Below are 16382 nucleotides of genomic sequence, written 5' to 3' on the forward strand. Positions count from 1 at the left end.
TAATGACTTTGATCAAAAAAACTCCGCGAATCCTTTCTATCCAATCACATGTCGCTTATGGTTACGCAGGTAATAAAGCTGCTATCTTTCCGATGCAGAAGCTTGGGATAGAAGTATCTCCTATATATACAGTTCAATTATCTAACCATACCCAGTATCCACACTACAATGGATCTTTTTTTAATGCAAAAGAGATCCAGAATGTTATCGATGGTATGATTGCAAATAACTTTTTGACTAAACATGATGCTGTACTTTCTGGTTATATAGGCGATACCGAGATAGCCAAAGTTATTGCTAATACAGCCAAAGTCATTAAAGATAATAACAAAAATGCTCTATATTGCTGTGATCCAGTATTTGGAGACATCTATGATACTGGTAACCAGCAAGGTCGTATTTTTGCAACACAAAAGCATCCTAATATTTTCTTAGAGCATTTATTACCTATAGCTGATATTATTACTCCTAACTTATTTGAACTTTCTATACTAAGTGATACAAAAATTAAAAATTTTGAGGATATTGTCAAAGCTTGTAAAAACCTAATAACTAAGACTAAAAACCCAGATCAAATAATCATTATTACAAGCACATCTTTTGATAACTCTAAAACTGGTATTGCAATATACCATAAAAACAAGTTTAAATGCCTAGAATCGCCAAAATATAAAGTCCACCCTTATGTAAGTGGTTCTGGAGATATCACAGCTGCGATGTTCTTAAGCTATATTTTAAAAGGTAAAGACCTTTTTCAAGCCTTAAACAAAGTAATCAAATGTTTAGATGGCATATTTAAGACCACCTATGAGTTAAATAGTGATGAATTAGCTCTAGTACAAGCACAAAGGTATATTAAATAATTATGCAACGCTATAGTAAGATAACAAACGTTCACCATTATAAACGTGAAATAGTACTTCTAAAAAGCCGTCCTTGTGCTTATGGAAAATGTTCATTTTGTGACTATATTCTAGATAACTCCAAAAATACTGATGAAATTAATTCAATAAACCTTAAAATACTAGAAAATGTAACTGGTGAATTTGGCACCTTAGAAATTATCAATTCTGGCAATATTTTTGAGCTACCTCTAAAGACAAAAAACTACATAAAACAAATCGTTAAAGAAAAGAATATCAATCTCCTTTTTGTCGAAGCACACTGGATGTACAAAGACCATCTACACAAAATCAAAGACATCTTTGAAACTAATATATTTATAAAAACAGGATTAGAAAGCTTCGATTATGATTTTAGAGAAAATATTCTGAAGAAAGGTTTTAACTATCAATCACTTACTCAACTTAGTAACCTATTTGATTCTGTCTGCTTACTAATAGGTGTAAAAGGACAAACTAAAGAAATTATACGCAAAGATATTGAGATAGCAAAAACATATTTTAATCATACAACTATAAATATCTATAAGAACAATACTACTCACATTAAAGCAGATGATGAATTAAAAAAATGGTTTTTAGAAGAGTACATCTACTTATACAACGATCCGCAATTCGAAATATTAGTTGAGAATACAGATTTTGGTGTAGGTTAAGTAAAAATTTTTTAATAACTCATTTTTTATGAATCCAAATATCAAAAAATATGCTACAATATTGTTAAATAAATTAATAACAGAGGGAAATTTACTTGAAATACACAATACAGCAAATTGCTGAGCGAGTTGGTGGAGAGATAATTAACTTTACTTCTAACGATAACTTTCATATTTCTGGCTTAAACTACGCTAGCCTAGCTAAAAATGGTGATTTAACCTTAATAAATAAAAATGAACATATTAAACTTTGGCAATATTCTAATGCTAGCGCTGCAATCATTAGTAAAGATTTACGTGATATAGGAAATATTAATAATAAACCATTAATTGTTGTACATAATGCTGATTTAGCTATGGCAAAAGCTTTAGAGTTATTTTCTAAACCCAACCCAGAACAAAATGGCATTCATGAGAAAGCTGTCATCGAACCTACAGCAACTATCGGGGCCAACGTTTCTATTGGTCCTGGAGCCTACATAGGCAAAAACGTAGTTATTGGTGATAACTCTATCATATATGCAAATGTAAGCATCTATGATGAAGCTACTATCGGACAAAATTGTATTATATGGCCAAATGTTACTATTAGAGAAAGAACCCAAATAGGGCACTTTTGCAGGCTTTATTCAAACTGCTCCATAGGTAGTGACGGTTTTGGATATAGACCATCAGAAGATGGTAGAAGCATAGTAAGAATCCCACATATCGGAAATGTAGTTATAGGTAACTATGTTGATATTGGCTCCTCAACATGTATAGACATTGCTAAATTTGGTTCAACTATTATTGGTGACTTTACAAAGATCGATAACCTTGTACAGATAGGTCATAATGTAGTTATTGGAAAAGGTTGTATGATTTGTGGCCAAGCTGGAATTAGCGGTTCTGTAACTATTGGTGATGGAGCTATAATTGCAGGCAATGCTGGTATTAAAGACCATACCAATATAGGAGCTGGCGCTAAAATTGGCGCTAAATCAGGTGTTATGAAAGATGTACCTGCTGGCCAAAGCCAGATGGGTTACCCTGCTTGTGAAGGGCGTGAATTAATGCGTCAATGGGTAGCTATTAAGCAGCTTCCAGAGACTATGAAAAAACTAAAAGCTTTAGCAAAAAGCTTAAATATCGATTTATAAAATGGTTTAGCAAATAATTGATTGGTTTCTCTATGTAATAGAGAAAAATCGAATAAATTTTATTATATGGTTTTTAATTAACTTAAAATTATTAGGAACAGTATGGGTTTATTAGGTCGAATAATTCATATGGTTGGGTTTGAAGTAATGGGTATAATTATTTTTACACCTATTACTATGTTTATATTAAATGAAAACGTTTTTGATACGAGCGTATTAGTTGCAGTTATATCTATAATGGCTATGATATGGAATTTCATCTACAACTACCTTTTTGATATAGTAGAAACTTGTTTAGATGGACATAGGTCAAAAAGAAGGTTTAATATTAGAATACTACACACACTTTTATTTGAGGTTGTTCTATTAATTATAACCATTCCTTTCATAGCATCTTGGTTAAGAATAAGCTTTTTAGATGCATTATTTGTAGATATCGGGTTTGTTATATTTTATGTGTTTTATGCTTTAGCATATAATTACACTTTTGATAAAATCTATTTTAGAATGTTTAGGTATAATAACTACACCTATACAGCAACCTTTAACCTATAGACAAACAAATAACTGTAATTACAATAATCGACCACTTAAAAACTGTTTTTGCAAAATCACGATCACTATCTGTATAAAATGATTTCATAGTTTTATACAACCAAAATATAGCTATCAGCATACAAATTATAAAAGAATAAATATCTGCTGTGCCTAAAAGATAAGGTAAACTACAAGAAATTAAAAATAAGATCATATAACCTAGCATTATTTTTTTAGTATAGCTTAATCCTTTAACTATAGGCAATAGTGGGATTTGTACATTCTTATAATCTTTGATATATAGTATTGCTATAGCGTAAGAGTGTGGAATTTGCCAAAAGAATAGTATTAAAAATAATGCAAAAGCATTTAGATCTAGATTATTCACTACAGCCGTATATCCAGCAACTGGAGGAACAGCTCCTGAAATGCCCCCTAACAAAGTAGCATGCACTGTAAAACGTTTAGATACAGTATATATTCCTACATAAACTATAAAACCGATTATGATAACCCATAATGTCAAAGGGTTAACTAATACATACAAGACCGCACTACTTAATAGAAATAATACTATTCCAAAAATTATTGCAGATAAAAGGCCTATATCATTAGTCACCAAAGGTCGATTTTGGGTCCTTTGCATCTTTGCATCAATATCACGGTCAAAGCAATTATTAAAAACACACCCGGAACCTATCATTAAAGCTGTACCAATAGTGACATAAAGGTACAGATCTAAATAATTAAAACCTATTTGGCGATTTGTAGCTAATAAAAAACCACCCGTAAGTGTAATCAAATTCCCGAAAATAATTCCCGGCTTAGTTAACTGAAGATATTTTTTGAAGGACATAATTAAAAATCAAAAGTTACATCATCATGTCATAAAGATCAAACATGATCCAAATAGTACCTGCTACAACGATAAAGACTACTATTAATGCAAATATAGCACTTATTAAGTTCCAACGTGCTTTTGAATCTGTGTTTAAATGCAAGAAGAATATCAACTGAACAAAAAGTTGTATTAAAGCTAGTATAGCAACAGATACACATAAAGCTCCAGGTGATAGTAACTTAAAACCTACTAATACAAAAGCTATAGTAGTAATTATTATCGATAATACAAATCCTTGTATATAGCTTTTATGAGTACCATATGCTGCACCTGTTTCATGATCATATAAGTGTTCTTTAGCCATACTATATTGCTCCTAACAAATAAACTACTGAGAATACAAATATCCATACGATATCTAAGAAATGCCAAAATAAGCCTAAATAAGTAAGCTTTGTTTTTGCCATCGGCGTCATACCATACTTTTTAAGTTGCAAAATCATACTCACTATCCATATAAGGCCCATAGATACGTGTAATCCATGTGTACCCACTAATGTAAAGAAAGATGATAAAAATGCATTACTTGACCAACTATGACCTTCTATAGCTAATTCATAGAACTCATGAATTTCCATAAGTATAAAACCTAGTCCTAAGAAGAAAGTAACCCATAACCATTTTGTAACATCCCTGACGTTACCAGAGTTACGCGATAGCATAGCTAAACCAAAAGTAAAGCTACTAACTAATAAAAGCATAGTTTCTACAAATACATATGGCAAACTAAATAATTCTTGAGCACCAGCTCCACCAAATGTATTTTTATGAAAAACTGCGTAAACAGCAAACAGTGTCGCAAAAAGAACACAGTCGCTCATAATGTAAATCCAAAACCCAAATACGTTTTTAGAACCATCAAAATGATGGTGGTGTTCGCCTTGGTGATGATGATTATCTACAGTTACTGCACTCATTATATCACCCCTTGTGAATTTTTATATTCATTCTCTACTTTTTCAACCTCATCTGCTTTGACGTAATAATCAATATCATAATCAAAAGATCTATATAATACAGTACCTATAATACCTATTATACCAACTGCTGCAAGCCACCAAATGTGCCACACTGCAGCAAAGCCAAAGACAAAACTGAATACTCCTATAACAAAACCTACAGCTGTATTTCTTGGCATATGAATATCTTCATATGACTTAGTTCTATCTTTTGATTCATTTTGGATATCTAAGCTTTTTTGTTTTTGATCCCAGAATGCATCTCTTTCTGATACTACTGGATCATGCGCAAAATTGTAGAAAGGTACTGGAGATGGTATAGCCCACTCTAAAGTACGACCGGTACCCCAAGCATCACCAGTAACACGATTTTCATTCCTATTACGTACACTTACTATAATCTGTAGAACTTGGAAGAATACACCTAAAGCAATAATCATTGCTCCAAACCAAGCTACTATCAATAGCGGCTGATATCCAGTTGCTGCATCATAGTGATAAAGTCTTCTAGTCATACCCATCATACCCAGTATATACAAAGGCATAAACGCTACGAAGAAACCAACTAACCAACACCAAAATGCATATTTACCTAAACGCTCATTTAGCTTAAAGCCAAATATTTTAGGGAACCAGTAAGTAAGCCCAGCAAAAGCACCAAATACTACACCGCCAATAATAACATTATGGAAATGTGCTATTAGAAATACACTATTATGCATTTGGAAATCAACACCTGGTACAGATAATAATACACCTGTCATTCCACCTACTGAGAAAGTCACTATAAAGCCAACTAACCATAACATCGGTGTAGTAAATGTTATGCGTCCTTTGTACATTGTAAATAACCAGTTAAATATTTTAACCCCTGTTGGGATAGCAATAATCATGGTCATTATACCAAAGAAAGCATTAACATTCGCACTTGCTCCCATTGTAAAGAAGTGATGTAGCCATACGGTAAATGACAAGATAGTAATAACAATACTTGCCCATACCATCGTTACATAACCAAATAATGGTTTTTTACAGAAAGTAGCAACAACCTCTGAATATACACCAAACATAGGAAGTACTAAAATGTAAACCTCTGGATGACCCCATATCCATATTAGGTTGACATACATCATTTGATCTCCGCCACCAGAAACTGTGAAGAAATGCGTACCAAAATACCTATCTAAAGTTAATAAACCTAATGTTACTGTTAACACAGGGAAAGCTGCTATAACAAGCACAACTGAACATAATGAAGCCCATGTAAAAATAGGCATCTTCATTAAAGTCATACCTTTACAACGCATTTTAATAATTGTCACAAAGAAGTTAATACCGGTCATTAAAGATCCAATACCAGATATTTGTAGCCCCCAAATGTAGTAATCTGTACCCACAGTAGGACTATAAGTTATATCTGAAAAAGGAGGGTATGCAAGCCAACCAGCATGAGCAAAATCACCAACAAGTAGTGAAATATTAATAAGCATTGCTCCAACAACAAAAAGCCAGAAGCTTAAAGAATTCATGTAAGGAAAAGCAACGTCTCTAGCACCAATTTGCAGAGGTATAACCCAGTTCATTAATGCAAATATAAGTGGCATCGCCACAAAGAAAATCATGATGACACCGTGAGCAGTAAAGATCTGATCAAAGTGTTCTGGTATCAAATAACCAGTACTATCACCTGCTGCTAAAGCTTGCTGCGTTCTCATCATAGCAGCATCAACAAAACCTCTAAACAACATGACCAGAGCCACTATTGTATACATTGTTCCTATTTTCTTATGATCGATTGTAGTAAACCACTCTCTCCATAAGTAACCCCATTTCTTAAAATAAGTTACTCCACCTAAGACTGCCACACCTGTGATCACAATAAATATGAACATCCCCAGTATTATCATCTGCTGACTTACTGGCTCATACAGATATGGAAAAACTAAATGTGGATTACTCAGTTTCCCTATCAATGCTTCTAGCATACTTGTCTCCTATTTAAATACTACTTATTATTAATGCGACATACTATGGTGCATATGCATATGGTCCATATCACCAGGCTTATAATTTGGCATCATATAAGACATAACGATATCATTAAATAAGTTTCCATCAACATGTGAATAGTAAGTTACTGGATCGTCAATAGATTGCTTAACTAAATTCTTCCAGAAATAATCCCATGTTAACGACTTATGCTTACCATCTTTAACTTCTTTGACCCATTTGTCAAAACTATCTTGATCTGTTACTTTTGTATAAAATTGCATTTCAGCAAAACCTTTACCAGTGTAGTTAGCAGAAAAACCACGGTATTTACCTTCCTCAGTTGCAAGAATATGCAATTGAGTAGTCATACCAGTCATAGCGTAAATCTGGCTACCTAGTTCTGGAATAAAGAAAGAGTTCATAGGTGCAGCTGATGTAATCTTAAAATTCACAGGACGATCCTTTGGAATTTCAATATAATTAATTGTAGCTATATCATACTGAGGATATATAAACATCCATTTCCAATCTAAAGCCACAACCTCTATCTTTACAGGTTCTTTATCTGACTCTAAAGGCTTATATTGGCTAAGTGAATGTGTAGTTTTCCACGTAACAATTGCTAATATTAATATAATTATAAAAGGAACCCCCCAGCAGATAACTTCAAGAAGGTTATTATGACACCAGTTTGGACGATATTCAGCATTTGTTCCTTCACGGTATCTCCAAGCGAACCAGAGAGTTAAAATAATAACAGGCACAACCACGATAAGCATCAGAAGCACTGCAAATATAAGTAGTTTTTTCTCTTGCAGCGTGATTACCCCCATAGGGTTCCATATACCACCTTTACAACCCGATAAGGACAACACTCCTAATATGCTAAACAGTATGATTAAACATTTTTTCCAGTTCATAGCAAATATATTCCTTCGTCAAATTAAAATTATTAAGTTATTTAACTCACATTATATCAAGAGTACTTATTATATAATACATGTTAGAAAAAAAATACCCTCATACAGGTATTTATCAAGAGCCTAGATAACCTCCGGTAGAAATACACCATATGTCGATTTATGGTCCTGGAAAGATTTCTTAAGAACGTTAAATTATGGTGCACCGAGTGGGATTTGAACCCACACGTCTTTAAAGACACCACCCCCTCAAGATGGCGTGTCTACCAATTCCACCACCGGTGCAATAGATATTTTCTTAGTTAGTTACTTCACCTTTAGAAGCATTACTTGATGATGTGGATTTTTGACCAATTTCCTTTTGATATTGATCGTAATCATACTGACTACCAATAGATTGTTCTGTAGCTACTGAAGCTGTAACTGAACTTTTACCCAAGTATCCTAAAGTCAAACAACACACAAAAAAAATAGCTGTGAAAAACACAGTCATTTTAAATAAAAATGATGCCGCCCCCTTACTACCAAACACAGTATTTGACGCACCGCCCCCAAATGAGACTCCCATATTTGCACCTTTACCTTGTTGTAATAACACTAGTACAACAACAGCTAAAGCAGCGATAATATCTATAGTTAAAATTATTCCGTACATATCTTATTTGCTTGACTTATTATTTCGTTAAACTCAGAAGCTTTTAGAGACGCCCCACCTATAAGACCACCATCCACATCTAGTAAACTTAGAATATCTTTGGCATTCTCAGCTTTTAAGCTACCACCATACACTATTTTAATTTTTTTAGCAAGGTCTTGGTTAACTTTTGCCAGCAAAGATCTTATAAACTTATGTGTTTGCTGTATTTGCTCTAATGATGCTACAACACCTGTACCAATAGCCCAGACAGGCTCATAAGCTATAACTAGCTTCTCTAATTGTTTGACAGAAAAATTCTCTAAAATTAAACCTAGCTGAGTTTCTAGAACATCTTCTAAAATTCCAGCTTCCCTATCTGATAATGTTTCACCCATACAAACTACTGGCACCACATCTGTATCTATAACTTTCTGCAACTTTTTAAAGACATCTTCATCAGACTCACCAAACAATGCTCTTCTCTCAGAATGCCCAATCAAAACATAACTACAACCTGTATCTTGTAGCATTTTTACAGATAACTCTCCAGTATAAGCTCCATCATCATAAAATGTAATATTTTGTAAACCCACACCTATGCTTTCTGGCAACTGTGAAATCACTTCTTTTACATAAACACTAGATGGAAAAACAGCAACACTAACTTTTGAAATATCATACTCAACTTCTGAAATACCATAGCAAAGCTCTTTGATACTCTGAGTATTGCCATTCATTTTCCAATTACCCATGATTAACTTTTGCATACTTATCCTATACTAATTTTTGCTTAACTTGTTTAACTAAATACTCTGCTTCTAAAGTAGCCAATTTTTTATCGTTGGCTTCTACCATTACACGTAAAACAGGCTCTGTTCCTGACGGTCTAAGTAAAACCCTACCTCCATCAGCTAACCTATTTTCAACATCTTCAACATCTACAGAAAGTTTGAGTAAATCTTCTTTAGTAATTTTTTTCTCTAATGGTACATTAATTAAAGTCTGCTGCATTAACTTATCTTTTAATTTAAAATGGGAAACCGGCTTATCAATTTGGGAAAAAATAGCTAAAAGCTGTATAGCTGTAAGAAGACCATCTCCAGTAGTACCAAAATTTAAATTAATGACATGCCCAGATGACTCACCACCTATTTTATAATCATACTTCACTAAATCTTCTAAAACATATCTATCACCAACTTTAGAACGAATAAATGGTATGTTAGTTTTTCTATAATAATTCTCATAACTCATATTAGTCATTTGCGTACCAACTATACCGCTGGTACCACCACAAATATCACTATACTGGGATATGATATTTAAAATTCCATCACCATCTATTTCACTGCCGTTTTCATCAACAATTATAATTCTATCGCCATCGCCATCTAAAGCCACGCCAAGGTCTGCTTTATGCTCTAAAACAGCTTTACTTATATTTTCTACGCATGTAGCTCCACAATTAACATTAATATTTACACCATCAGGGTTAGAAGCTATCGAAATATAATCAATACCAAACTTATCAAGTAAAACCTCAAAATTGTGAGATCCTGCACCATTAGCACAATCTATAACAACTTTGCCTTTATATTTAACCAAATCTCCAAAACGCTGGTAACTATCTTCTATATACTCAGCAATAGTGTTTTCTAACATTTTGTAGTTACCAAACTTATATTGAGACTGATATATAAATGAGCTATCTATTTTCTTTTCAACCTCTTCTTCTAAAGAGTCATCTAACTTAAAACCATTAGAAGAGAATAATTTAATACCATTATCTGTAAATTTATTATGGGATGCTGTTATGACAAAACCTGCTGAAGCTTTATGTTTAACAGTCATAAATGCCACCACTGGCGTTGGTACAATACCCAAATCCAAAACATTTATACCAGCTGCATTTAGCCCTGAGACCAAGGCAAACTTTAACAGATTACTAGAGCCACGTGTATCTTGACCGACCATGACAAATTTAGGGTACTCTTTATCATTAATCAAAGATCCTACAGCATTACCTAATTTTTGAACAAATTCTGCTGTGATAGTTGAGTTACCAACCTTTCCCCTAATGCCGTCTGTACCAAAATATTTTGCCATTTTTTAAAACCTTATTTAAAATTCTAATAGTGCTGAAACATTGTACCCATCCAAAACGTCTCTTCCACCCAAACCTTTAAGCTCCATCACAAATATAAGAGCTGCAACTTGTGCGTGTGTTTCTTCAATCAGCTTAACGGTAGCTTTTGCAGTACCTCCAGTAGCTAGTAAATCGTCTACAATTAATACTCTATCACTTTCTTTGAAAGCATCTTTGTGAATCTCTAGACTATCACTACCATATTCAAGGTCATAGCTAACACTGTAGGTTTCTCTAGGAAGCTTACCAGGCTTTCTAACTGGTACAAATCCTACTCCTAAAACTTCTGCTAAAGCTACTCCAAATATAAATCCTCTACTTTCCGTTCCTGCTATTATAGTTGGTTTTATATTTCTTCTTTGTAACTCTTTTGCCATCTCTTGGGCTGTCACTCTTAAACCCTGTGGCTCAGCTAAAAGCGGTGTAATATCTCTAAATGTGATACCAGCTTTAGGAAAATCTGGCACAGCCATAATCTTACTTTTTATAAATTCCAAACTCATCTGAGAATACCTTAAGAAAAACAATAGAAAGGCTAAACTTGAAGAAGGATTCTAGTTGGATCCTCAAGTAATTCTTTAATCATCTTTAAAAACTTAACTGATGTACTACCATCAATAATTCTATGATCATAAGATAGTGCCAAATACATTATAGGACGGATTTTTATCTCTCCATTAATTACAACTGGACGCTCTACTATATTATGCATTCCCAAAATCGCACTCTGTGGTGAGTTAATGATTGGTGTAGATAACATAGAGCCATAAGTACCACCGTTAGTAATAGTAAACGTACCACCTTTCATATCATCTAAACTTAATTTACCATCACGCCCCTTAATTGCCTTATCAAGCACATCAGCCTCTAATTCAGCTAAAGATTTTGTATCAGTATCTCTTAACACAGGCACAACAAGTCCTCTATCTGTGCCTACTGCAATACCTATATCAAAATAATTATGGTAAATAATTTCATCACCATCTATAGAAGCGTTCACGTCTGGGAATTTTTTAAGAGCTTCTGTAGCTGCCTTGATAAAAAAAGACATAAAGCCAAGTTTAGTGTCATGCTCTTTTAAAAACATATCTTTATATTTATTTCTAAGTTCCATTACAGCACTCATATCTACTTCATTAAAAGTAGTTAAAATAGCATTTGTATGTTGAACTTCAACAAGCCTATTTGCTATAGTCTGGCGTAGACGAGTCATCTTAACTCTCTTTTCAAACCTTGAACCTTGAGCAATCACTGGCTGAGAGCTATTTTGAGAACTATTTGATATAGTAGCTGCTTTTTTAACGTCTTCTGACGTAATACGTCCTTTTTTACCTGTACCCTGTATACCCGCAGCCGACTCTAAATTACTTGAGTTAAACGCTTTACGTGCTGATGGAACCAAATGTGGAGCAGTTGTATTATTTACAGACTCAGACTTAGTTTCCTTAGACGCTACAGCTATCGAAGAGGCGCCTTCTACAATCTTAGCTATAGTTTGTGCTGATAAAACAGTATCTCCAGCACCTTTTATTATTTTAACCAATGTACCACTTACAACTGCAGGAACCTCTAAAACAACTTTATCGGTTTCAATTTCTGCCAGAATATCACCTTCTGCTACCACATCGCCCTCTTTTTTATGCCATTCAGAAACTGTACCATCAGCTACTGATTCTGGGAAAACCGGTGCTTTAACATCAACTTCTGCACCAGAAGAAACTGGAACTTGGTTTTTGGCTCCTTGAGTAGAAGATTCTTCTTTGCTAGAAACAGCCTTTCCATCTATATCTATATTAGCAAGGGTTTCTTCTGATAATACAATATCACCAGCCTGCTTTTTGATATTTTTTAAAACACCAGAAGTTGTAGCAGGAACCTCTAAAACAACTTTATCAGTTTCAATCTCAGCCACTATCTCACCTTCTTTCACGAAATCACCTTCTTTTTTATGCCATTGCGCCAAGGTTCCATCTGCTACTGATTCTGGAAACATAGGTACTTTTAACTCTAACATTATTTACTCCTAGTAATAAATTTAAAATTTATATTTCTAAAGCTTTATTAACAATTTCTTCCTGCTGTTTCACATACATCGCATGGTAGCCTACAGCAGGAGTTGAAGATCTTTCTCTAGCTACACACAACAATTTTTGGTCATCTCCAAGAATTTTTTCAATAAAATGCCTTACATGGTACCAAGCCCCCTTGTTTTGTGGCTCTTCTTGTAACCAAATAATTTTCTTAGCATTTTTATATTTCTTAAATATTTCTTCCAACTTCTCATTAGGAACAGGGTAAAGCTCTTCTATTCTAACTACTGCTGTATCTGCATAAACGTCTTGCTTTTTAAGCATAAGATCATAATAAACCTTACCGTTACATAAAATCAGTTTTTTAACTTCACCTGCTTTTGCTTTTTTATCATCTATTACACTTTCAAAACATCCTGCTGAAAGCTCCTCTAAATTTGAAACAGCCATAGGGTTTCTTAGTAAGCTTTTTGGAGTCATAACAATAAGAGGCTTTCTAAGAGGTCTAATAACTTGTCTTCTTAACAAATGATAAATCTGCGCAGGAGTCGTTGGTGTACAAACCTGCATGTTACCGTTAGCACAAGAACTTAAAAATCTTTCTAACCTTGCTGAAGAATGCTCAGCACCCGCTCCTTCTTGACCATGAGGTAAAAACAAAGTTAAACCTGACAATATCCCCCATTTCTCTTCTGCTGCAACCAAGAATTGGTCTATAACTACTTGAGCAGTGTTAACAAAATCACCAAACTGAGCCTCCCAAATTACTAATGCATCTGGACTATAACAACTATAGCCATACTCAAAACCTAATACACCATATTCAGAAAGTGTAGAGTCAATAATATCAAATCTAGCTTTTTCATTTATATGCTTAAGCGGTATATACTCCTTTATCGATGAGCTTGTGTTCATGTTCTTAACTACAGCATGACGATGTGAGAATGTCCCTCTACCACTATCTTCCCCTGAGATCCTGACTGTATGACCATCCTTAAGTAACGTTGCATACGCCAAAGATTCCGCGAATCCCCAGTTAATAGGAGTATCACCTTTTGCCATTTTAAGCCTATCAGCGATGGTTTTTTTAACCTGCATCTGAATATCAATTTCTTTAGGAACTTCACACATTTTATATGCCAAGTCTTTAAGTATCTTTTGCTCTATTGGATTGTAGGCATATTCAGTTTTTTGTTTACCTAAATAAGGAAGCCAGTCACAAACTTTTAGCTTATCTTTAACATTATTCCTATCAAGGATATCTACAGTAGTTTTTCCTTCATCCAACTTACTGCGGTATTGTGTATTTAATCTTGACACAAACTCTGTATTAACAACTCCCTGGCTTTGAAGCCTATCACTATAAATTTTCAAAGTTGTAGGAAGTCTTTTAATCACCTCATACATTCTTGGCTGAGTACCAGATGGCTCATCTGTTTCATTATGACCATTTCTACGATAACAAAGAATATCTATCACGACATCTTTATTAAATTTCATACGATACTCTAGAGCAATATTTGTAGCTCTAAGTACAGCCTCTGGATCGTCACCATTGACATGAAATATTGGTGCATCTACCATTTTAGCTATATCAGTAGAATAATTACTACTTCTATTAACACCGAACTTACTACTTGTAGTGAATCCAACTTGATTATTAATGACTATATGTACCGTACCACCAGTTCCATAAGCCTCTGTAAGAGAAAAACCAAAAGTTTCCATAACTACACCTTGTCCACAGAAAGCTGAATCCCCATGTATAAGTATAGGTACAACCTTATTATGAACATCACCCTCAAGCTTATTTTGAATCGCTTTTGCTGCCCCTTCTACTACAGGATCAACAGCTTCAAGATGCGAAGGGTTAAATGCCAATGCTACTTTAGCTTCTTTACCATCAATACTACGGTAGTTTGAGTAACCCATATGATACTTAACATCTCCAGATAAACTCTTTCCGCTTTGCTTACCCTCAAACTCCTCAAACAATTCTTTTGGATTTTTGCCAAGTATATTGACCAAAACGTTAAGTCTACCTCTATGAGCCATACCAAGCTGTATAAACCGAGTTGAATGTCTAGATACAGATTTTTCGATAATATGCTGTAGAGCTGGAATCATTGATTCTCCGCCTTCCAATCCAAATCTCTTCTGGCCTACATATCTAACAGCCAAATATTTTTCCAAACCTTCTGCTGCAACTAACTGTTGCAATATCCATTTTTTTTCTTCTACAGAAACTGGCGTGTTTGACTCTATCTGCTGCTGCAACCATTTTTTTTCTTCTTTGCTGTCAATATACATATATTCGTAACCGATACTAGCTTCATATATTGACTTAAGGTTACTAATTAGGTTTTCTATTGATTGCTCTTTATTTTGTGTTAAAACACCTAAATTAATAGACTGTTGGAGTTCTTGAGCATCCAATCCATGAGTTTTTGGATCTAAATCAGGATCCCTATCTTTTTTTAAAAGCCCAAGAGGATCAATATTGGCAGACTTATAAGCATAAAACCTATAAGCATTAACTAAAGACTTTATTTTATATGTTATTTCATTTCCACCAACAGCTGCCATACTGCTAGCATTAACTTTATTTTTAGCTAAATACTTAAACTCTTCTAGAACATCTCTATGAACTTCATCTGTTGCACTAGCTACTGAATCAAAAAAAGATAACCATTCTGGGTCTATCCCATCATGATTGCCTGCAATATAGTCATCATAAATTGACTCTAAATACTCCAAGTTACCGCCAAAGAACTGCGTTGTTTCCAGCCATTGGTTAAAATTTGGTTGGTTTTTTCTCATATACCCACCTGATCTTAGGTTTACTATTTATACACTCTTTTTCAATAAAGCTGACCTAATCTTACCTATTGCTTCTGTTGGATTTAATCCTTTTGGACACACAGAAACACAATTCATAATAGTTCTACACCTAAATAAACTAAAAGGATCCTTCAAAGCTTCTAACCTTTCTTCAGTAGCTGAATCCCTGGAGTCAGCTATAAACCTATAAGCTTGTAAAAGCCCTGACGGACCAATAAATTTGTCAGGATTCCACCAAAATGATGGACAAGAAGTAGTACAACACGCACACAAGATACATTCATACAGCCCATCAAGCTTAGCTCTATCCTCTGGCGATTGTAGCCTTTCTTTGGCAGGAGCCTCTTCGTCGTTTATCAAGTAAGGCTTTACTTTTTCATAGTTTTTGTAGAATTGTTTCATATCTACAATCAAATCCCTAACAACAGGTAATCCAGGTAAAGGGTTCACCTTAATAGGCTGCTTTAACTCTCCAACAGAGGTAATACATGCCAAACGATTCTTACCGTTGATATTCATACCATCAGAACCGCAAACTCCTTCTCTACATGACCTTCTCATAGCAAGGGTTGGATCTTGTTCTTTGATAAGCTCTAAAGCTGTCAAAACTTTTACGCCTTCATTTTCAACCGTTACAGTATACTCATCGTAGTAAGGTTTCTTATCTGTTTCCGGATTATATCTGTAAATTTTAAATCTTACGTCCATTATATTAAATCCTT

16 protein-coding genes and 1 tRNA gene are annotated in these 16382 nt (G+C 34.2%); 4 read left to right on the forward strand and 13 right to left on the reverse strand.

The window, feature by feature from the left end; all coding sequences use genetic code 11:
- The first annotated feature begins 2 nt into the window (after positions 1 to 2).
- The 4 genes from pdxY (at position 3) to E4K63_RS07765 (ending at position 3252) form a co-directional block, all read left to right on the forward strand.
- Positions 3 to 863, forward strand: a complete 861-nt coding sequence (pdxY, locus tag E4K63_RS07750) for a pyridoxal kinase (protein ID WP_166666879.1) — start codon at positions 3 to 5, stop codon at positions 861 to 863.
- A gap of 2 nt (positions 864 to 865) precedes the next feature.
- Positions 866 to 1558: a radical SAM protein gene (locus E4K63_RS07755; RefSeq protein WP_133940848.1), complete on the forward strand. Its 693-nt coding sequence runs from the start codon at positions 866 to 868 to the stop codon at positions 1556 to 1558.
- Positions 1559 to 1653: 95 nt separating this feature from the next.
- Positions 1654 to 2697: a UDP-3-O-(3-hydroxymyristoyl)glucosamine N-acyltransferase gene (gene lpxD, locus E4K63_RS07760; RefSeq protein WP_133940850.1), complete on the forward strand. Its 1044-nt coding sequence runs from the start codon at positions 1654 to 1656 to the stop codon at positions 2695 to 2697.
- Between the two features lie 102 nt (positions 2698 to 2799).
- Positions 2800 to 3252, forward strand: a complete 453-nt coding sequence (locus E4K63_RS07765) for a PACE efflux transporter (RefSeq protein WP_133940852.1) — start codon at positions 2800 to 2802, stop codon at positions 3250 to 3252.
- On the opposite strand, the gene cyoE is transcribed toward E4K63_RS07765, so the two are convergent.
- The 13 genes from cyoE to E4K63_RS07830 form a co-directional block, all read right to left on the reverse strand.
- On the reverse strand, positions 3242 to 4090 hold the full coding sequence (gene cyoE, locus E4K63_RS07770; protein ID WP_133940854.1) for a heme o synthase: 849 nt from the start codon (positions 4088 to 4090) through the stop codon (positions 3242 to 3244). The two genes, E4K63_RS07765 and cyoE, sit on opposite strands and share 11 nt — an antisense overlap.
- A gap of 16 nt (positions 4091 to 4106) precedes the next feature.
- Positions 4107 to 4439: a cytochrome o ubiquinol oxidase subunit IV gene (gene cyoD, locus E4K63_RS07775; protein WP_133940856.1), complete on the reverse strand. Its 333-nt coding sequence runs from the start codon at positions 4437 to 4439 to the stop codon at positions 4107 to 4109.
- A gap of 1 nt (position 4440) precedes the next feature.
- Positions 4441 to 5052: a cytochrome o ubiquinol oxidase subunit III gene (gene cyoC / locus E4K63_RS07780; RefSeq protein WP_133940858.1), complete on the reverse strand. Its 612-nt coding sequence runs from the start codon at positions 5050 to 5052 to the stop codon at positions 4441 to 4443.
- Positions 5052 to 7079 (reverse strand): cytochrome o ubiquinol oxidase subunit I, encoded by a 2028-nt coding sequence (gene cyoB, locus E4K63_RS07785; RefSeq protein WP_133940860.1) that lies wholly within the window; start codon positions 7077 to 7079, stop codon positions 5052 to 5054. Before cyoB ends, cyoC begins: the two co-directional genes overlap by 1 nt.
- Positions 7080 to 7109: 30 nt before the next feature.
- On the reverse strand, positions 7110 to 8006 hold the full coding sequence (gene cyoA / locus E4K63_RS07790) for a ubiquinol oxidase subunit II (protein ID WP_133940862.1): 897 nt from the start codon (positions 8004 to 8006) through the stop codon (positions 7110 to 7112).
- 198 nt (positions 8007 to 8204) lie between these two features.
- Positions 8205 to 8291 (reverse strand) — tRNA-Leu (locus E4K63_RS07795).
- A 13-nt stretch (positions 8292 to 8304) separates the two neighbouring features.
- Positions 8305 to 8661 (reverse strand): preprotein translocase subunit SecG, encoded by a 357-nt coding sequence (gene secG, locus E4K63_RS07800; RefSeq protein ID WP_133940863.1) that lies wholly within the window; start codon positions 8659 to 8661, stop codon positions 8305 to 8307.
- Positions 8649 to 9410 carry a triose-phosphate isomerase gene (gene tpiA / locus E4K63_RS07805; protein ID WP_133940865.1) on the reverse strand — a complete coding sequence of 254 codons (762 nt, stop codon included), beginning with the start codon at positions 9408 to 9410 and terminating at the stop codon, positions 8649 to 8651. Before tpiA ends, secG begins: the two co-directional genes overlap by 13 nt.
- A 7-nt stretch (positions 9411 to 9417) precedes the next feature.
- Positions 9418 to 10749 carry a phosphoglucosamine mutase gene (glmM, locus tag E4K63_RS07810; RefSeq protein ID WP_133940867.1) on the reverse strand — a complete coding sequence of 444 codons (1332 nt, stop codon included), beginning with the start codon at positions 10747 to 10749 and terminating at the stop codon, positions 9418 to 9420.
- 15 nt (positions 10750 to 10764) lie between these two features.
- Entirely contained in the window at positions 10765 to 11292 is a 528-nt protein-coding gene (locus E4K63_RS07815) for an adenine phosphoribosyltransferase (protein ID WP_133940869.1), read from the reverse strand.
- 32 nt (positions 11293 to 11324) lie between these two features.
- The gene (gene odhB / locus E4K63_RS07820; protein WP_133940871.1) at positions 11325 to 12803 is read right to left on the reverse strand and encodes a 2-oxoglutarate dehydrogenase complex dihydrolipoyllysine-residue succinyltransferase; all 1479 of its coding nucleotides are present in this window, start codon (positions 12801 to 12803) and stop codon (positions 11325 to 11327) included.
- Between the two features lie 28 nt (positions 12804 to 12831).
- Complete coding sequence (locus tag E4K63_RS07825) at positions 12832 to 15639, reverse strand: 2-oxoglutarate dehydrogenase E1 component (RefSeq protein ID WP_133940873.1); 2808 nt, start codon at positions 15637 to 15639, stop codon at positions 12832 to 12834.
- A 27-nt stretch (positions 15640 to 15666) separates the two neighbouring features.
- The gene (locus E4K63_RS07830) at positions 15667 to 16368 is read right to left on the reverse strand and encodes a succinate dehydrogenase iron-sulfur subunit (RefSeq protein WP_133940875.1); all 702 of its coding nucleotides are present in this window, start codon (positions 16366 to 16368) and stop codon (positions 15667 to 15669) included.
- Between the last annotated feature and the right edge of the window lie 14 nt (positions 16369 to 16382).

This window comes from Allofrancisella inopinata, assembly GCF_012222965.1.
GTDB classification, from domain to species: Bacteria; Pseudomonadota; Gammaproteobacteria; order Francisellales; family Francisellaceae; genus Francisella; species Francisella inopinata.